Annotated in this window: 17 protein-coding genes and 1 riboswitch; of the genes, 7 read left to right on the forward strand and 10 right to left on the reverse strand. The window is 59.7% G+C overall.

The genetic code is table 11. The features are described from left to right. Window positions 1–67: 67 nt before the first annotated feature. The 6 genes from FB555_RS11145 (at window position 68) to FB555_RS06025 (ending at window position 6,864) form a co-directional block, all read left to right on the forward strand. Complete coding sequence (locus tag FB555_RS11145; protein ID WP_425485602.1) at window positions 68–415, forward strand: helix-turn-helix domain-containing protein; 348 nt, start codon at window positions 68–70, stop codon at window positions 413–415. A gap of 154 nt (window positions 416–569) precedes the next feature. Further along, a complete protein-coding gene (locus FB555_RS06005; protein WP_182484575.1) occupies window positions 570–1,778 on the forward strand; it encodes an ABC transporter substrate-binding protein in 1,209 nt (402 codons plus the stop codon). A gap of 115 nt (window positions 1,779–1,893) precedes the next feature. After that, a complete protein-coding gene (locus FB555_RS06010; protein WP_182484576.1) occupies window positions 1,894–2,760 on the forward strand; it encodes a branched-chain amino acid ABC transporter permease in 867 nt (288 codons plus the stop codon). After that, a complete protein-coding gene (locus FB555_RS06015) occupies window positions 2,747–4,516 on the forward strand; it encodes a branched-chain amino acid ABC transporter ATP-binding protein/permease (protein WP_182484577.1) in 1,770 nt (589 codons plus the stop codon). Before FB555_RS06010 ends, FB555_RS06015 begins: the two co-directional genes overlap by 14 nt. Further along, window positions 4,513–5,199 carry an ABC transporter ATP-binding protein gene (locus tag FB555_RS06020; protein WP_182484578.1) on the forward strand — a complete coding sequence of 229 codons (687 nt, stop codon included), beginning with the start codon at window positions 4,513–4,515 and terminating at the stop codon, window positions 5,197–5,199. The genes FB555_RS06015 and FB555_RS06020 overlap by 4 nt, the downstream gene beginning before the upstream one ends. A gap of 192 nt (window positions 5,200–5,391) precedes the next feature. After that, window positions 5,392–6,864 (forward strand): NAD-dependent succinate-semialdehyde dehydrogenase, encoded by a 1,473-nt coding sequence (locus FB555_RS06025; RefSeq protein WP_182484579.1) that lies wholly within the window; start codon window positions 5,392–5,394, stop codon window positions 6,862–6,864. 90 nt (window positions 6,865–6,954) lie between these two features. On the opposite strand, the gene FB555_RS06030 is transcribed toward FB555_RS06025, so the two are convergent. The 9 genes from FB555_RS06030 to FB555_RS06070 all read right to left on the reverse strand — a co-directional run bounded on the left by FB555_RS06030 (window position 6,955) and on the right by FB555_RS06070 (window position 15,392). Then, entirely contained in the window at window positions 6,955–7,926 is a 972-nt protein-coding gene (locus FB555_RS06030) for an NAD(P)H-quinone oxidoreductase (RefSeq protein ID WP_182484580.1), read from the reverse strand. Between the two features lie 10 nt (window positions 7,927–7,936). Beyond that, window positions 7,937–9,931 (reverse strand): ABC transporter ATP-binding protein, encoded by a 1,995-nt coding sequence (locus tag FB555_RS06035; protein WP_182484581.1) that lies wholly within the window; start codon window positions 9,929–9,931, stop codon window positions 7,937–7,939. A 68-nt stretch (window positions 9,932–9,999) separates the two neighbouring features. Beyond that, the gene (locus FB555_RS06040) at window positions 10,000–10,422 is read right to left on the reverse strand and encodes a hypothetical protein (protein ID WP_182484582.1); all 423 of its coding nucleotides are present in this window, start codon (window positions 10,420–10,422) and stop codon (window positions 10,000–10,002) included. A gap of 13 nt (window positions 10,423–10,435) precedes the next feature. Continuing rightward, complete coding sequence (locus tag FB555_RS06045) at window positions 10,436–10,804, reverse strand: hypothetical protein (RefSeq protein ID WP_182484583.1); 369 nt, start codon at window positions 10,802–10,804, stop codon at window positions 10,436–10,438. Between the two features lie 68 nt (window positions 10,805–10,872). Then, window positions 10,873–11,346, reverse strand: coding sequence for a 6,7-dimethyl-8-ribityllumazine synthase (gene ribH / locus FB555_RS06050; protein WP_182484584.1), 474 nt, complete (start codon window positions 11,344–11,346; stop codon window positions 10,873–10,875). After that, a complete protein-coding gene (gene ribA, locus FB555_RS06055; protein ID WP_182484585.1) occupies window positions 11,343–12,623 on the reverse strand; it encodes a GTP cyclohydrolase II in 1,281 nt (426 codons plus the stop codon). The genes ribH and ribA overlap by 4 nt, the downstream gene beginning before the upstream one ends. Then, window positions 12,623–13,330 carry a riboflavin synthase gene (locus FB555_RS06060; RefSeq protein WP_182484586.1) on the reverse strand — a complete coding sequence of 236 codons (708 nt, stop codon included), beginning with the start codon at window positions 13,328–13,330 and terminating at the stop codon, window positions 12,623–12,625. The genes ribA and FB555_RS06060 overlap by 1 nt, the downstream gene beginning before the upstream one ends. Window position 13,331: 1 nt before the next feature. After that, window positions 13,332–14,540, reverse strand: a complete 1,209-nt coding sequence (gene ribD / locus FB555_RS06065) for a bifunctional diaminohydroxyphosphoribosylaminopyrimidine deaminase/5-amino-6-(5-phosphoribosylamino)uracil reductase RibD (protein WP_343046419.1) — start codon at window positions 14,538–14,540, stop codon at window positions 13,332–13,334. Between the two features lie 107 nt (window positions 14,541–14,647). Continuing rightward, window positions 14,648–14,790, reverse strand: a riboswitch (FMN riboswitch). 218 nt (window positions 14,791–15,008) lie between these two features. Continuing rightward, entirely contained in the window at window positions 15,009–15,392 is a 384-nt protein-coding gene (locus tag FB555_RS06070) for a hypothetical protein (protein WP_182484587.1), read from the reverse strand. 243 nt (window positions 15,393–15,635) lie between these two features. On the opposite strand from FB555_RS06070, the gene FB555_RS06075 reads away from it, so the two are divergent. Beyond that, window positions 15,636–16,016 (forward strand): endonuclease domain-containing protein, encoded by a 381-nt coding sequence (locus tag FB555_RS06075; protein WP_182484588.1) that lies wholly within the window; start codon window positions 15,636–15,638, stop codon window positions 16,014–16,016. On the opposite strand, the gene trpS is transcribed toward FB555_RS06075, so the two are convergent. After that, window positions 16,013–17,020 carry a tryptophan--tRNA ligase gene (gene trpS, locus FB555_RS06080; protein ID WP_182484589.1) on the reverse strand — a complete coding sequence of 336 codons (1,008 nt, stop codon included), beginning with the start codon at window positions 17,018–17,020 and terminating at the stop codon, window positions 16,013–16,015. The two genes, FB555_RS06075 and trpS, sit on opposite strands and share 4 nt — an antisense overlap. Window positions 17,021–17,031: the final 11 nt, after the last annotated feature.

Genomic DNA, 17,031 nt, shown 5'->3' on the forward strand with positions numbered 1-17,031 from the left:
TACGCTCCTCCACGAAGAATTGGGCCTACGCGTGGGCAGCAGTCTGACGCGCAAACAGTCTGCCTTGATGGCGCACGTCAATGTCTATATTGATGGGCACCTTTTGGACCCCAGTCTGCGACCCCCTTATGTGGCGCGGGCAAGTTATACTTCGACCCGTTACCTCCATGCAATCTTTCTCGCTCAGGGGGTGAGCGTTTCGACTTGGATTTGCATCCTCCGATTGTCACGTTGCTATCGCGATTTACTCGACCCACTTCTGGTGGAAATATCGATTTCTGCGACAGCGAATCGGTGGGGTTTTACGGACTCGTCTCAGTGCCGTCAAGTTTTCCGAAAGTCGTGCAGAGAATCTGCTCGCGACATCCGGAAACGAACTTCGCTCTCAGACAACTGCACTGCTCCACGGGACTAGAAGGACACATTTCTGGATCCTAATCTTTATCCACAGGACTGGAAGTGACGATGATGTCATTTTTTTCGGAGCTTCAGGTCTTTGCACGATTTTGCAAACGTAACTCCGAAAAGTGAAACGTTGTTGTTTCGCACCAAACCGAGAGGCATCACACATGCACATCACAAAGAAAGTTCTTGCAGTAGCCGGCATTGCCGCCGCATCGGCTTTGATTCTGGCGGGCTGTTCTAGCACGTCAACCAGCACCGGCGGCACCGCAGCCACGGGTATCCCCATCATCGTTTCGGGTATCAGCACGCTGTCCGTTTTCCCCGAAGCTCCTCAAGCAGCTCAGGCCGTCTTTGACGAGTACAACGCTGCGGGTGGCTTCAATGGCCGCCCCATCGCTTACACCGTCTACGACGATAAGATTGACCCCGCCGTCACCGCAACGGCCGCGAAGGATGCACTCGCTGCTGGCTCGGTAGCCATGGTCGGTTCCTCCTCGCTTCTCGAGTGCGGCGTGAACTACAAGACATGGCAAGACAATAGCGTCGTCTCCTACCAGGGAACTGGTGTTGACCCCTTCTGTTTCGCTACCCCCAACATTGCTCCTGCCAATGACGGCCCTTTCTTTGACATCTACGCCACGGCGTGGAACGCCGTCAAGGTTGACGGTGCCAAGAGCGCTTGTATCCTTGCTGCAACTGCTGACCCCGCAACGAAGCTTGCCTACGAGCAGACGTTCAAGGACTTCGAGAAGGCAACGAACACCAAGTTCGCCTACATTGATGACTCTGTCGGCTACGGTGCCGATTACACCGCCGCAATCACTAACTTGCTCGGCAAGGGTTGCGACGCCGTCATCATGGGTGGCGTCGGTCCCGACGTCACGGGAATGATCTCGGCAATGACGGCCCAGGGTTCCAAGCTTCCTGTCTACGTTCAGACGTCGTGCTACTACCCAGACTTCGCTGCCGGTGTTGCTTCCTACGGTGGCAAGGTTTCGGTTCCCGCTGAGTTTGCTCCATTGGATGACCCCGCAAACGCAGACTTCTCGGCTCTCATGGCTGCGAAGAATGTCACGCCGTCCTCCTTCGCACAGGGTGGCTACCTCGCCGCTAAGGACTTTATTTCCGCCCTCGAGCGCACCACAGGTGACGTCACGGCCAAGTCGGTCATGGCTGCCGCAACCTCGCAGACGGAAGCAAACTCGAGTGGAATGCGCGGTAACCCCTGGATCTTCGGACCCGGAACCTCGCACCAGGCGAACGCTGCAACGTACCGAATTGATATCGCTCCCGGATCCGGTGTATGGGCGAATGTCGGCCCATGGCTCCTCGGAGACACCATGAAGTGGGTCAACACGGTCGTCCCGTCCTAACATGAGTCACCGCGAGTAATTCGCACAAGCTGTGGGGGCGTTCTCGCCCCCACAGCACCTCTGTTTTTGTCTCATTGTCGAGGCCTCTCAACACGTTCTTTTTATAGGAGTTCACATGTGGTTGAACAACGTCGTCGCTGGCCTTACGCCCGGCGCGACCTACGCCATCGTGGGAGTATTGCTGACGCTCATGTCGCAGCTAACCCGCGTTGTTAACTTCGCCCAGGTCGCCGTCGGGATGTTCGGCGGATATATATCCCTGACGCTCGTCACCAAGATGCATCTGCCGATTTTCGTTGGCGTGATCGGAGGCATCCTCGTAGCGGCGCTGCTGTCGGCTCTCCTTGGCTGGATCATTGCAACGTGGCTTGCCGAGGCCTCGACCTCTGCTCGCTCGGCGGTGACGGTCGCGGCGCTACTCTTTTTAATCTCGCTCGCCTTCATTTTGTTCGGTTATCGAAATCAGCCCTTCCCTACTCTGGTGGCAGGTCCAATGTTTACGCTCCCCGGTGGGGCGGTGGTCAGCAAAGTAACGGTGCTTGTCATTGGTTTGGCAATCGTCATCACGGTTGGTTCATGGGCATTCCTCAAGTTCACTGCATTTGGAGTCAAGCTCCGGGCAGTTTCGGATCGTCAAATGGCGGCCGAACTTCTTGGCATTAACGTCAAAATGTTGAACGTGAGCGTCTGGTCCATTACGGGCGCCATCGCTGGCCTGACGGTGGCCCTGGTGGGCCCTACTGCGAGCAACGACTACGTGACGGTCTCGACTTTGGTTATTCCCGGCGCCGCCGCCGCCCTCGTTGGCGCATTCAAAAGGATGGATCTTGCTCTCGTGGGCGGTCTTGCAATCGGCGCCATTCAGGGCCTTTTCTCAGGATTCCCCAACCTACTCATTGTTCGGGACTGGGTTCCCATCATTTTCATCATCTTGTTCCTCTTGTGGAACCAACGGAAGGAAGTATGGGATGTTGCGCGTTAGGGTCGCTTCTCAAGAAAAATGGTGGCTTCCCTTAGCCATCGGTGGGATTGCCATCGTTGTGGGAATCCTTATTGCCGTCATCGTTCCCGCTGACTCCCTCTTTCGTCCGACCACCATCCTCGTCGCCAGTATTTCGCTCATGGGCTTGGGCGTCGTAACCGGCACCGCCGGCATGATTGCCCTGTGCCAACTCTCGTTCGCCGCTGTTGGTGCGTGGATTGTTGAGTGGCTCTCGGTCAACGACGTGTGGGGCAACATCTTCGGCAATTTTTCCTTCGTTGTCTACATGTTGATTGCCGGTGTTGGAACTGCCGTCATCGGTGTCATCGTTGGACTCCCGGCGTTGCGATTGCGCGGCGTAAACCTTGCCGTTATCACCCTCGGTATTGCGGCAGCATTTGACCTCACCCTCCAGAAGACGTCGTTCCCGGCGCTGGTGGGCGGCAAGCACATTGCTCGTCCCTTTGGCCTTGGATCCGACTTCGGCGGTGACCGCGGAATTTTCATCTTTGCTGTCGTGGTCACGGCCGCTGTCGCCATCGGCGTCACGTACCTCCAGCACAGTCGTTGGGGTTCCTCGTGGAAGTCTGTTGCTTTCTCTGAGCGCAGCACGGCATCCGCGGGTACCAGCGTTCAGTTCGCCAAACTCACGGCGTTCGGCGTGAGTGCATTCCTCGGCGGCATCGCCGGGGCTCTCTTTGACAGCCAGATTACGCAAGCCAATTACTCGAGCTTCTCGCCACTGCAGTCATTGGGAATGTATGTCCTCAGTGCCGTCGTCGGGTCGCACCTTATCGACATGGCACTCCTCGGTGGCATCCTCTTTGTTGTCATTCCTTGGATACTTCAGCTTCTTAAAGTCCCCCTCGAGTGGTCGACGGTTGTTTTCGGTGTTCTGGGAATCCAAGCTCTGACCACCGGGTCCAATTTGGGAACGGATATTCGAAACGCATTCCGCAAGCGTCGCGGTAAAGCTCTCGTCCCGGTCGAGGTGGGAATTGCCTCGAGTGAGGCTGTTGCTGCCGTCCAGATTCCTCGGGGAACAGGCAAAGTTTTGCTCGAGGTCACGGGGCTCACGGTGGCATTTGGCGCGGTGAAAGCATTGACCGACGTGAATATTTCGGTGGAAGAAGGAACAATCTTGGGGCTTATCGGCCCCAACGGGGCAGGAAAGTCGACGTTTGTTGACGCTCTCACGGGATTCCTTCCTCAGCACGGCGGAACCGTCACTCTCGATGGCATCAGCCTCGACAAGCTCGCTCCCAACCGCATTGCGCGAGTCGGACTACGGCGCACGTACCAACAGGACCGGGTACCGCCGACGTTGAGAGTCGGGGCATACGTTCGTTTCGTTTCTCGGGGGCAATCAAGCCCGACCGAAATCGCAGAAATCCTGCAATTCTTCGCGTGCCCCGTGGCCAGCACGCCCTTGAGCTTGGTCGACGTGGGAACGCGTCGCCTCATCGAGGTGGCCGCGAGCATCGCAGCAAAGCCCAAGGTGTTGCTTCTGGATGAGCCTGCTGCCGGTCTCTCGCATGAAGAGCACATCGCTTTCGGGGATCGGCTTCGCCAGGTACCCTCACGCTTTGGCGTTACGATCTTGCTCATTGAGCACGACCTCGACCTCGTGCGGAGCGTTTGCTCCAGTCTTACGGTGTTGAACTTTGGTGAAGTCCTGGCAACCGGTTCACAGGAGAGCGTGCTCTCCAACCCCGATGTTCTCAAGGCCTACATGGGCGAAACGGAGCTCCTATGACACTCAAATTGAACGACGTGACGGTGAGTCGCGGCGTGGGCCCCGTCATCTCCAACGTCACCCTCGAGGTGACGCCCGGAGAGGTCACGACGGTCGTCGGCCCAAATGGGGCCGGCAAGACGAGCCTGCTCGAATCTCTTTCGGGGGTCATTGGCATCAGCGGTGGTTCGATTGAGCTCGACGGTGTGGACATCTCCAAGATGTCGCGCCGCCGCCGGTCTCACGCCGGCCTCGCTCACGTGCAACAGGGACGCATGATCTTCCCGTCGTTGACGGTCAAAGAGAACTTGCAACTCACTGCCAGTACCAAGGCTGACATGGATGGTGCGCTGGCTCTCTTCCCGGAACTGGAGAAGCGTCTGGATAGTGCTACCGTCCTCCTCTCCGGTGGCGAGCAGCAGATGGTCGTTTTGGCGCGTGCTTTTGCGGCGAAGCCCAAGTACCTGCTCCTTGATGAGATGTCCTTGGGCCTCGCGCCGGTGGTCTTTTTGCGATTGATCCCCATCATCGAGCAGATCGCGAAGACCGGGGTGGGAGTTCTCCTCGTCGAACAATTTGCACACTTGGCCCTCAAGATTGCGAGCGATTCCCTGGTCATTACCAGCGGCCATGTTTCCTATCACGGCCCAGCCGATGCTCTTCTCAAGGACCCTGATCTCCTCAAGAAGGCTTATCTCGGGTAGTCGGGATGGAAAATATCCCACGGTGGCGTGAACCTGTACGCGATGTGCTCGCTCGCGAAGAACACTCAACCGTGTCGCCTCCGGCCTTCATGGAGTGATCTGTGAGGGCCGGTTTCCCTTATCCCGCCCCACCTTGTCAAACCCCGCGCAATTCTCAGCGAGTAGGCTTGAAGCTTCGAAGGAGAAATGACAATGACGATGATTTCCGAAGCCGAACTTTTGGCCCTGGTCCCCACGCAGCTGTACATCAACGGTGCGTGGGTTGACGCAACGGGCGGCAAGACTCTTCCCGTCTATGACCCGTCCAACGGCAAACTCATTGCCACCATTGCGGATGCCAGTCCCGCGGACGGTAAAGCAGCGCTCGACGCCGCTGTGGCGGCTCAGGACTCCTGGGCACGCACGCCCGCACGCACGCGGAGCGACATCCTGCGCAAGGCCTTCGACCTTGTCCAGACGCACAAGAACGAGTTCGCTCTGCTGATGACCATTGAGATGGGTAAGCCCTTCAATGAGGCTCTCGGTGAGGTGGGGTATGGCTCCGAGTTCCTTCGCTGGTTCAGTGAAGAAGCAGTGCGCGTGCAGGGGCGCTACGGTAGCAATCCCGAAGGCACGGGTCGTGCCATCATCACGCAGATGCCCGTCGGCCCCTGCTTCCTTATCACTCCGTGGAATTTTCCCCTCGCCATGGCAACGCGCAAGATTGCCCCGGCCCTCGCCGCCGGCTGCACGGTAGTCATCAAACCCGCCAGCCTGACCCCGCTGACCACGCTGTACTTCATGAAGATCCTCGAGGAGGCCGGCGTTCCTGCTGGCGTCGTCAACGTCTTCACGACCTCGACTACCGCTGCTGTTTCGGATCCCATTATCGCCGACAAGCGCCTCCGCAAGCTCAGCTTCACCGGGTCCACCGGTGTGGGCCAGGCTCTCATGCGTCAGGCCGCCGACAACGTTCTGCGAACGTCGATGGAGCTCGGCGGCAACGCCCCGTTCATCATCTTCGACGATGCCGACCTTGACAAGGCTGTGGAAGGCGCGCTCGTAGCGAAGTTCCGCAACATCGGTCAGGCCTGCACAGCGGCCAACCGTTTCATCGTGCACGAGTCGCTGGCCGAGGAGTTTGCCAAACGCATCACTAAGCGCGTCTCCGAGTTCACAATGGGCCGCGGCACGGAGGAGGGTGTGACCATTGGGCCCCTCATCGATAACAAAGCCGTTGCCAAAGCCGACGAGCTTGTTCAGGATGCCCTCACCCGCGGCGCGACCCTCACCACCGGGGGGCACAAAGTCGAAGGCGCTGGAAGCTACTACGAGGCAACTGTGCTGACCAATGTGCAAGCCGGCAGCAAAATTCTGAAAGAAGAAATCTTCGGGCCCGTGCTCAGTATCGTCACTTTTAAGACCGAAGACGAAGCCATCGACATTGCCAACGACACCGAATACGGTCTCATCGGCTACGTCTACACGGAGAGCCTGTCTCGCTCGCAGCGTCTCATTGAGCGCCTGCAGACAGGCATGATGGGCCTGAACGCTGGGGTCATCTCCAACGCTGCCGTTCCCTTCGGCGGAGTGAAGATGTCGGGCCTTGGTCGCGAGGGTGGGTTCGAGGGAATCCACGAGTACCTCTCGACCAAGTACACGATGACACCGAACCCTTTCGCCTAAGGAATCACTTCGCACGACAGTCTGCGTTATGCAGTATTGACAACAATGGGCTCCATCTCTGGAAGGGGCCCATTGTTGTGTCTGGAGTGTTTAGATCAGGAGCAGAATCTTGCCGATGTGATTCGACGATTGCATCAGCAGTTGGGCCTCGCGGGCATCCTTGAGGGGAAACGTCGCGTGGGTGAGGGGTTTGAGCGCCCCATTCTCGTAGAGCGGCCAGATGATCTCACGGACCTCCCGCAAAATATCGGCCTTGTCTTCGAGCGTTCGTGCCCGGAGGCCGGCAGCCGAGAGCGTGCCGCGCACACGCATGAGGGCGCCCATTTTGATCGTGGCGTCTTCACCGCTCATGTTGCCGATGCTCGCGATGTGGCCCCCCAGAGCGAGGACAGCGATGTCGCGGGCAATGTAGGGCCCACCGACGTGATCGAGAACCCGCGTGACTTTAATGCCATCCCGTTTTAGCCTCTCGGCGAAGTCCTCTGAGCGATAGTTGATCGCGACGCTCGCGCCCAGCGCCACACTGGCGGCTACCTTCTCATCCGTGCCGCAGGTCGTGACCACCTTGTATCCGAGAGCCACAGCGAGTTGGGTACCGAACGTGCCGATTCCGCTGGTGCCACCATGGAAGAGAATCCACGATCCGGAAGGCGGCAGGGTTCCCCGAAAAATATTGGACCACACGGTGGCAGCCACCTCGACGATTCCCCCGGCATCCGTGACGCTCATGCCACGCGGAACCGGGAGAACGTGGGAGCTCTCGGCAAGGGCATACTCTGCGTATCCACCGCCACCGAGCAAAGCGCAGACGCTGTTCCCCACGGCCCACTCGGTCACACCGTCGCCCAAGGCTGCAATCTCTCCGGAGACTTCGATGCCGAGAGTATCGGTGACACCAGCTGCAGGGGGATGCGACCCTTCGCGCTGATAAATATCGGCGCGGTTGATCCCCGCGGCAGCGACCCGAATCAGTACTTGACCGGGGCCGGGCACCGGGATCTCAACGTCAACAACGTTGAGAACTTCTGGACCACCGGGTTTAGATGCTACGACTGCAAACATGGCTCAAGTCTTACACGAGCAGTTGGTGCTTGGCCAAGTCGCGGTAGAGAGGTGTGCTGACAACCAGCTCGGAGTGCGTGCCGACCCCGACGACCACGCCATTTTCGAGCACAACAATCTGATCGCTGTCGACCACGGTGGACAGGCGGTGCGCGATGATCAACAGCGTGCGATCCACCGAGATCCGGTCGATGGCCTCACGCATGAGCTGCTCGTTCACTCCGTCGAGGCTCGACGTGGATTCATCCAGCAACAGGATGGGGGGAGCGGCCAGCAGGGCACGGGCAATCGCTAGGCGCTGACGCTCGCCTCCGGAAAGCATGACACCCTCCTCGCCCACGGGAGCATCGAGGCCCAGTGCCGTGCGCTCGAGCACCGTCGTGAGGTTCACCTCGTGCAGCACCGCGATGCACTGCGCGTCGGTGGCGTCGGGGGAGCCCAGGCGCAAGTTGTCGCGAAGGGAGCCGGCCAGGACGGGGGCGTCCTGCTCCACGTAACCAATCTGGTCGCGGAGGTCGGTGCGTTCGAGGCCGCGAATATCGATTCCGCCGAGGCTGATCGTGCCCGATGTCGGGTCATAGAAGCGCTCGATGAGAGCAAAAATTGTGGACTTCCCCGAACCGCTGGGTCCCACGAGCGCGGTGCGTTTTCCGTGCGGGACGGCAAAGGAGACGCTGTGCAGGATAACGGGAGCAGTCGGTCGGGGAGTGCCGTCCGCATTCAACCCGGGCGTTCCATCGGCCGCGTCGAGGGCATCGAGTGCGGCACGGCGGGCTGTCTCAATGACAGCGGTCGCGGCATCCGCTCGCTCACGGCGCGATGGCAAGCTGATGCTTTCATCTTCGGCAATGGCGAGTTGAACAAGCGGATAGGAGAACCGAACATCAGTGAACTCGAGGGCGTTGGGGCTCGACGCAATGGCGGCTCGAGCTCCGCCCGGTGCGACGGCGAGAGGGGCAACTTTTCGGTCGAACTCCCCTTCGCTGGGAAGGGCGATGATTTCTTGGATGCGACCGAGCGCACCAAGGGCTGCGTTCACCGAGGTGATGGCGCCGAAGGCCTGGCCCAGCGGCATGATCATCATGAAGAGGAACAAGATGAAGGTGACGAGCTGAGCTACGGTGATGGAACCGTCGGCCACGCGGAATCCGCCGACGCCGAGCACCGTGAGGAATGCGATCTGCATGGCGATTCCGGCGATGGGAACAACCAGGGCTGAGATGCGCGCGACTTTGATGCCCATGCGCCAGGCGCCCTCGGCTTCGGCCTCAACGGTTTTGATTTCTCGCTCGGTGGCGTTCGCCGCGCGGACGGTCCGAACGGAGGAGATGGCACGCTCAACCGAGGCAGCGAGCTCGCCCACCTTTGCCTGAGCCTTGCGACTGGCGACCCGGATGCGCCGTGACAGGAGCACGACGACGACCACGGCAACGAAGACCACCGTTACGGTGAGCCCCAGTAACACGGGATCGATCAAAATCATCGCCACGAGCGCGCCGACAAAGGTCAGAGAGCCTCCAATGGCCTCCACGAGGCCCTGCGTGAGGACGGCACGAAGGAGAGTCGTGTCGCTACCGACGCGGGAGACGAGGTCGCCCGTGCGACGCGTGTCGAACTCAGCGATGGGGAGCCTCAGAATGCGGCCGACCAGTCGACGGCGGGAGGACAGAACGACGCCCTCACCGGTGCGTTGCAGAAGGTAGTGCTGAAAACCGGTGATGAGTGCAGAAGCAACAACGAGCCCGATGAGGAGCCACACGAGGAAGCCGAGGGTATCGCCCTTGCCTACCAGCGTGATGACTTGACCGACCAAAAGTGGTTGCGCTAGCGATGCGCCGGCACCCAAAATACTGAGCACAATAACAAAGCTGAGTACGCGACGATGCTCCAGCAGATAGGGCATCAACTGACTGAAGCTGGCCTTGCTTCCGGCGCTGGCGGCAGAAGAATCGGCAAAATCGCGGCGGGACCGCGAACGCGGTTCTTTCGTGCGTGAAGTAGACATCCTTGTGAGTCTAATTCGCGTCTAGGGGCGAACGTGAGCGTTTCCCTTGAGGCGAAATGCTGGGTGTTCTACGCGGCCCAGCTGGCCAAGAGTTCCGACAGTGCGACACTGAATTTTGGGTTGTCCGTTCCGCAGACGTACGTGCTGAAATCGGCTTTCTTGCCGTCGCTGTAAGCGAGGGTCACCTTGCTGGTGAGGCCACCGACACAGCCCGTTGAACTGCCGAGAGTATCGGTGACGCCCGGCTGGATCTCGTAGGTCGTGAGGAGCTTTTCGAGGGCGGCAATTTTGGTGCTACTCGTGATGACGACATTTACCGGGGCGGCGTTCGTTCCGGCCTGTGTCTGCGAATACGTCACCTTCGTGATGGTCGCCATGGCGGGTGTCCTGGTGGAGTTCAGCGAGAAGAAGATGACACCAATGATGGCCAACAAAATGATGGCCGCTCCCACCAATACGGCTACGGTGTGGGCCTTGAACCATGCTCCCATGCGACGGTGTTCCTTACTTGCCGGTCCAGGCAACAGCCAAGACAACGTTTAGTGTTGTGAGGCCACCAATGGCCCAGAGAACCCAAGAGGGAGCAACCTCGCGCTTGCGGTAGACGAAGACCAGGGCGACGATGACCAAGAGCACAACAAGCTTGACGGCGATTTTGGCGTTGTTGACTTCTTCACCATCGATGAGGTGCGCCGAGTAGATACCGGTGAGGGCGAGACCGGTGATGAGCTGGAGTAGCGCTCCATCGATCATCCCGCGCAGAACACGGCCCTTGCCCTTCGCAATGTCTTTCACTTGAACCAGGAATGACCCCAGAAGAAAGGAAAGGCCGATGAAGTGAAGGATGACCAGAATGGTCGCGAGAATCTGCATGGCGTCAGCCTAGCGATTTCAGACCGCCACATGAAACTCTTATAGCGCCAAAATGGGGGACAAAAATCCTATTTATGGGAGATGTGGCGAAGAGTAACTGCCGTCGAGAGAGCGGCAATGGCCGCCTCGGCTCCCTTATCTTCTTTCGAACCAGGAAGGCCGGCACGGTCGAGGCCCTGCTGCTCATCGTCGAGAGTGAGCACACCAAAGCCGACTGGCTTGCCCGTATCGAGCATGACGCGCAGGAGTCCATCCGTGGTGGCGCTCGCGATGTATTCAAAGTGGGGAGTTCCGCCACGGATGATGACGCCGAGGGCGACCACCGCATCCGCGCCATTTTCTAGCGCCACCTTGCAGGCCAGGGGAAGCTCGAAACTTCCGGAAACGCGAACCAGAGAGTGCGAGGCGCCATTCTCCTCGAGGGTGCGTTGCGCGCCGGCAATCATGCCGTTGGTGATCACGTCGTGCCACTGGCCGGCGATGATCACGACGTTCATACCGTGGCCATCAACCTTGATTGTGGGAGAACCTTCGCCGCTCATGAGGTGACCTCTTTCTGACCGATCGTGGCCGATTCTAGGGCAGGGAGGTTGCCGGGAAGCTGGTGCCCCATGCGGTCGCGCTTGACCCCTAAGTACTCGGTATTGAATTCTCCTAGGCCAACGACGAGGGGAACGAGGGCCGTGATGCTGATGCCGTGGTCCTCGAGTTGGCGCTGTTTCTCCGGGTTGTTCGACAGCAGCCGGACAGAACGGATGCCCATGTCATCGAGCATGCGGGCGGCCGCCGTGTAGTCGCGGGCATCGGCGGGGAGGCCGAGGGCGAGGTTGGCATCCACGGTATCGAGGCCCGTCTCCTGCAGCTTGTAGGCCTTGAACTTGTTGACCAAGCCAATGCCGCGTCCCTCGTGGCCGCGCATGTACAGCACGATACCGCCCTCGCGGTTAATGGTACGCAAGGCTTCGTTTAGTTGCGGGCCGCACTCGCATTTGAGCGAGTGTAGGGCTTCGCCTGTGACACATTCGGAGTGAACGCGCACGAGGGCATTCTCAGCCGCCGGAGTGCCGGAGACAATGGCGATATGGTCGGCTCCCGTGGAGTGATCGCGGTATCCGCGCATGCGGAAAGTTCCGAATTCCGTGGGAACCGTCGTCTCCACCTCGAACGCAACACGGTAGGTGTCGAGTTCCTCGGCAGAGGGCTCCACGAATGGGTGGATATTGAGCCATTCGATCATCGCGGCAATGGTGGTGACCGGAATATTGTCGCGCTCGCCGAGATCGAGGAGGCCGGGCATCCGCATCATGTCACCGTCATCGGCAACGATTTCGGCGATAACACCCACGGGGGAGAGTCCCGCTAGGCGCATGAGGTCTACAGCGGCTTCGGTGTGGCCGGCACGAACCAAGACTCCGCCATCAACGGCGCGAAGTGGCAGGATATGGCCGGGCCGAATCAGGTCGCCGGGCACAGATTCGGGATTGGCGAGCGCGCGCAACGTCATCGCCCGGTCGGAAGCGGAGATGCCCGTGGTGATGCCAACAGCAGCATCGACGGTGATCGTGTACGCGGTCTTCCGGGAGTCCTGGCTGCGCTCGATCATGATGGGGAGGTTGAGGCGGTCGGCGACATCGCGGGGCATGGGGGCGCACAGGAGTCCGGAGGAGTTTCTGACAATCCAGGCGACACTTTCTTTCGTCGCGAGCTCCGCGGAGGCGATGGCGTCGCCCTCGTTCTCGCGGCCTTCGTCATCGGCGACGATCACGACGCGGCCGGCCCGCAGAGCGGCGAGCACTTGGGGCATGGGGGTGAGAGACATTAGAGACCTTCTGACGGGATAACGGGCGGTGCTGGTGGTGTCGTGATGGATGGTGTCGCGATGGATGTCGCGGCGGGGAATGCTGGAGGAGCTGACGCAAGGGTTTGAAATGCGAGCATGCGCTGCACGTGGCGAGCGACGATGTCGGTTTCAATATTCACGGTATCGCCCACGACGCGCTCGCCCACCGTTGTTGCCAAAAGTGTCTCAGGAATGAACGAAACCTCGAACCATTGATCGATCTCACGGGGGTCGCTCACGTTACTGACCGTGAGGGAGATGCCGTCCACGGCGATGGAGCCCTTATCGGCCACCAATGGTGCGAGCCCCGGGGAAAGGGAGAAACGCACAATGCGCCAATCCTGACTGGGAGTGATCGCGATAACGGTCGCTGTTCCGTCGATGTGCCCCTGGACGATATGGCCACCGAGGCGGTCGCCGGCGCGAGCCGCTCGCTCGAGGTTTACGGCGGTGCCCACGTGGGCTTCGCGCATGGTGCTCATCGCGAGGGTTTGCTCCATGACATCGGCGGTGAAGGAATTAGGGGTTTGCTCGACGACTGTGAGGCACACCCCGCTGACGGCAATGGAATCGCCGTGCTGGGCATCGGCCAAGACCGCGCTACCCGTGATCGTGAACCGTGCCGCGTCGGGCAGCTTCTCGATGGCCGTGATGGTCCCGAGCTCTTCGATGAGGCCAGTAAACATGTCAGGATTCCTTTGCTGGTTGAGCAGTCGTTGTCGGAGCGACCGGTGCTGCGGGTGCTGCGGGTACGTCCGATGATTCGCGCGTTGCGCGCGATTCAGGTGGTGCGGGTTTCGCCGGCTTCGCTTCTATATAAATATCCTCGCCCAATAGCTCCATGGCGATGAGTTTCAGGTTGAGACGTTCGGTGAGCGTGCTGATTCCGAGATCCGTAAGAGCCAACTTGGGCCCCCCAAGGAGCACTGGAGCGAGGTAAATGTAGAAGCGGTCGACAACGCCAGCCTCGATGAAGGCGCTCGCGAGGGTGGGCCCGCCTTCGACAAAGACAGATCGCACGCCTTTGTTTCGCAGCTCGGTGAGGGTTTGCTCGATGTTCCGGTGGCCGGTAACGAGAGCTTCGTGGGGGTGCCAGTAAACGAGTGAGTCGGAGGGGATCGGGCGCTCGCCGATGACAACCGGCATGGGCTGATTCCCGTGTAACTCGCCACCAGGGGTGCGGGCCGTGAGCGAAGGGTTGTCGGCAAGGATTGTTCCCGTGCCGACGACAATCGCATCGGATTCGGAACGCTGAACGTGCACGCGCTCCCGAGCTGCTTCTCCTGAAATCCACTGGCTCGTGCCGTCCTCGGCGGCCGCGCGGCCGTCAAGGCTCGACGCCCACTTCACCGTGACGAACGGTCGGCCGAGTTTGGCGGACCTCATCCAGTCATGAAGTTGTTCGTTGACTTCCTCGCCGAGGATTCCGCTGTCAACCTCAACGCCGGCGTCGAGCAACGTTTGGGCACCGCCACCGGAGGAATGGCCGGGGTCGGTGGCGGCGTAGATGACGCGCGCCACTTTGGCATCGATAATCGCTTGGGTACAGGGTCCGGTCACTCCGGTGTGATTGCAGGGCTCGAGAGTAACGACAAGAGTGGAGCCGGCGGCCTGGTCAGCCGTTATCTTGGAGAGCGCATCGACCTCGGCGTGGGGGTTTCCGCTTCCACGGTGCCAGCCTTCGGCAATGATGGCACCGTTGGAATCGAGGACGACACAACCCACTTGTGGGTTCAGGCCTCTCGCGGGGCCCCGCGCGGCGAGCTCTATGGCGCGGTGCATGAAAACCTCAACGGGAAGTGGGGAGATCACTGCCGAGGCCATGCCCTGACGTTCCTCAGGCTTTTGGACGTCGCGAGGTTCTTGGGTGCCCTGCTCGTTAGTCTGCGTGCTCATCTTCGGATTCTCTTCGTCATCATCGACGGGCTCCGGGGAGATAGTTGTCACAAACGACAGCTAACACCGACACCAGTTTCGCCACCGAAAGGTGGCTCAAAAAGTGCCGCGCGCTTCCTCCCATCCGGACTTTAACCGTCGGTCTCGGATTTTCACCGAATCAACCTCTTCACCGCATCCTGTTGGATGAAGATCGAGGGTCGTGGACTATCACCACCGGTACAGATTTACACTGACCCCGGAGCGCGTTGCTATGTATAAGAGTGTAAACCCTGGTGGTATTCCCGCATACGGTTCCCGTTCCGCCCTCCGCGGAACATTTTTGTCCCTTTCCTGCGGATTTCTCGTCCCCGGAGACCACTGGACCTTCCCGGTGGGTCACGGTTTGTTCGTAACTCCTGAAATCCTTCACCACGGTTTCGTTGGTGCCTGGAATTGCGCGGAACACGTTGGGTCGGGCCAAGAATCTCAGGAGTTACGAACAATTCGGAGGCGGCACCTCCTCACGAGGGCCACTTCGAGGTGGTTTTCCACAGAAAATGACGACCCTCGCAACGGCCGTGTCGCGTTCTTGGCAGAATTCTGGGCATGCACTGGGCAGATTACTTTCATGATCGTGGTCGGTCTGTTCTTGAGTCCGCGGTTTTCGTCGGAGACGGGGTAAAGCGTCGAAGGCTTGCCACGGCGTGCGAGCTCGGCGAGCTCATCCGACCACGCCGCGGGCATTATGTTCTGGGGGACACTGACCCTCGTGTCGTCGAAGCTGTGAGGGTCGGAGGTCGACTTGCCTGCGTATCTGCGGTGAGGCATGCAGACATATTTGGCTTCGACGACGGGAGGGTGCATGTCCATGTCGGAGCCTTGGGATCACGTCTTCGGGACCCTCGAAATCGCTCGCAAGCTCTGCGAGAAAGCGACGGGAGCAATGCAAAGGTGCACTGGGGAGCGCTCATGGAGCCCTCGGGGGGAAATGAGTATCGAGTGGGGCTCGTCGATGCGATCAGGCAGGCATTCATGTGCCAAGACCACCGCGTGGCTATGGCCACGCTAGAAAATGCCCTTCATCTGAACCGCCTCCCGGAGGGGACGGTCCCTGTGATTTTTTCCGCACTACCCGGGCGATTGCAATGGTTACGGTCACTCGTTGATGATCGAAGTGAGTCTGGCCAAGAGACGGTACTTCGACTCATCCTGATCGAGGCAGGGTTCCGCGTGGACATTCAGGTGTCCATCGAATCGGTGGGGCGGGTCGACATGCTGGTCGACGGGTTAGTCGTGGTGGAGGCAGATAGTCGCCAGTTCCACGACGGTTGGGAGGCCCACGCGCGCGATCGCGCGCGTGATGTCGACTTGGCCGCACTGGGCTACATGAGCCTCAGGGTTCTCTATCGCGACATCATGTTCGACCAGCAACGCGTCATTTCCGCAGTTCGCGGTCTTCTCTCCAGCCACGCAACCTACCCGCGCGAAACCTAACCGCGGGAAACTAAACCAATGCGGTCATAGACAGCTGTAAGGGTCGCATTGGCAACCTCGTTGGCACGGTCCGCGCCGACGCGCAGAATGCGGTCCAGCTCGCCCTGGTCGGCAAGGAGCTCCTTCGTGCGCTGCGCAATGGGAGTGAAGCTAGCTTCAACCACGGCCGCAAGATCCTTCTTCAGCGTCCCGTAGCCCTGCCCACCGTATTCGGCAACGAGGTCGTCAATCGTGCGCGAAGCCAGCACCGAATAGATGGTGAGCAGGTTGGCAATGCCCGGCTTGCCGTCTTTGTCATAACGGATCTCGCCCTCGTCATCGGTGACGGCCCGCATGATCTTCTTGGTGGTGACTTTGGGGTCATCCAGAATCTTCAAAAGCCCCGCTTCAGACTCGGCAGACTTCGACATCTTTGCCAATGGATTCTGCAAGTCGTAGATCTTTGCAGTTTCCTTGAGAATGTGCGCCTCGGGAACCGTCAACGTGTCGCCGAAACGGGAGTTAAAGCGCATGGCCAAGTCTCGGGTAAGTTCGAGATGTTGGCGCTGGTCTTCGCCAACGGGAACGACGTTGGCTTGATAGGCCAGGATGTCGGCCGCCATCAAGATCGGGTACGTAAAGAGGCCCACGCCGGCCGAGTCGGCACCCCCCTTGGCGGACTTGTCCTTGAACTGCGTCATGCGGCTCGCCTCGCCAAAACCAGTGATGGTGTTGAGAACCCAGGCCAGCTGGGCGTGGGCGGGAACGTGCGACTGGATGAAGAGAGTGCTGCGCGTAGGATCAATTCCCGCCGCAATGTACTGCGCCACGGTGGAGCGCGTGCGAGCACGCAACTCGGTGGGATCCTGCGGAACAGTGATTGCATGCAAATCAACGACACAGAAGAAGGCCGTGAACTCATCCTGCATGGCGACCCAGTTGCCGAGCGCCCCGATGAAGTTGCCGAGGTGAAGTGAGTCACTGGAGGGCTGCATGCCCGAGAGGATAATCGGTTTGGTACTCATGAGAATGCCTT

This window comes from Alpinimonas psychrophila (assembly GCF_014137865.1).
Taxonomy (GTDB): domain Bacteria; phylum Actinomycetota; class Actinomycetes; order Actinomycetales; family Microbacteriaceae; genus Alpinimonas; species Alpinimonas psychrophila.

Excerpts from the sequence above, each read along its gene's own strand:
- FB555_RS11145 (WP_425485602.1), top strand. The coding sequence starts at position 68 with ATGGCGCACGTCAATGTCTATATTGATGGGCACCTTTTGGACCCCAGT.
- FB555_RS06005 (WP_182484575.1), top strand. The coding sequence starts at position 570 with ATGCACATCACAAAGAAAGTTCTTGCAGTAGCCGGCATTGCCGCCGCA.
- FB555_RS06010 (WP_182484576.1), top strand. The coding sequence starts at position 1,894 with ATGTGGTTGAACAACGTCGTCGCTGGCCTTACGCCCGGCGCGACCTAC.
- FB555_RS06015 (WP_182484577.1), top strand. The coding sequence starts at position 2,747 with ATGTTGCGCGTTAGGGTCGCTTCTCAAGAAAAATGGTGGCTTCCCTTA.
- FB555_RS06020 (WP_182484578.1), top strand. The coding sequence starts at position 4,513 with ATGACACTCAAATTGAACGACGTGACGGTGAGTCGCGGCGTGGGCCCC.
- FB555_RS06025 (WP_182484579.1), top strand. The coding sequence starts at position 5,392 with ATGACGATGATTTCCGAAGCCGAACTTTTGGCCCTGGTCCCCACGCAG.
- FB555_RS06030 (WP_182484580.1), bottom strand. The coding sequence starts at position 7,926 with ATGTTTGCAGTCGTAGCATCTAAACCCGGTGGTCCAGAAGTTCTCAAC.
- FB555_RS06035 (WP_182484581.1), bottom strand. The coding sequence starts at position 9,931 with ATGTCTACTTCACGCACGAAAGAACCGCGTTCGCGGTCCCGCCGCGAT.
- FB555_RS06040 (WP_182484582.1), bottom strand. The coding sequence starts at position 10,422 with ATGGGAGCATGGTTCAAGGCCCACACCGTAGCCGTATTGGTGGGAGCG.
- FB555_RS06045 (WP_182484583.1), bottom strand. The coding sequence starts at position 10,804 with ATGCAGATTCTCGCGACCATTCTGGTCATCCTTCACTTCATCGGCCTT.
- ribH (WP_182484584.1), bottom strand. The coding sequence starts at position 11,346 with ATGAGCGGCGAAGGTTCTCCCACAATCAAGGTTGATGGCCACGGTATG.
- ribA (WP_182484585.1), bottom strand. The coding sequence starts at position 12,623 with ATGTCTCTCACCCCCATGCCCCAAGTGCTCGCCGCTCTGCGGGCCGGC.
- FB555_RS06060 (WP_182484586.1), bottom strand. The coding sequence starts at position 13,330 with ATGTTTACTGGCCTCATCGAAGAGCTCGGGACCATCACGGCCATCGAG.
- ribD (WP_343046419.1), bottom strand. The coding sequence starts at position 14,540 with ATGAGCACGCAGACTAACGAGCAGGGCACCCAAGAACCTCGCGACGTC.
- FB555_RS06070 (WP_182484587.1), bottom strand. The coding sequence starts at position 15,392 with ATGGACATGCACCCTCCCGTCGTCGAAGCCAAATATGTCTGCATGCCT.
- trpS (WP_182484589.1), bottom strand. The coding sequence starts at position 17,020 with ATGAGTACCAAACCGATTATCCTCTCGGGCATGCAGCCCTCCAGTGAC.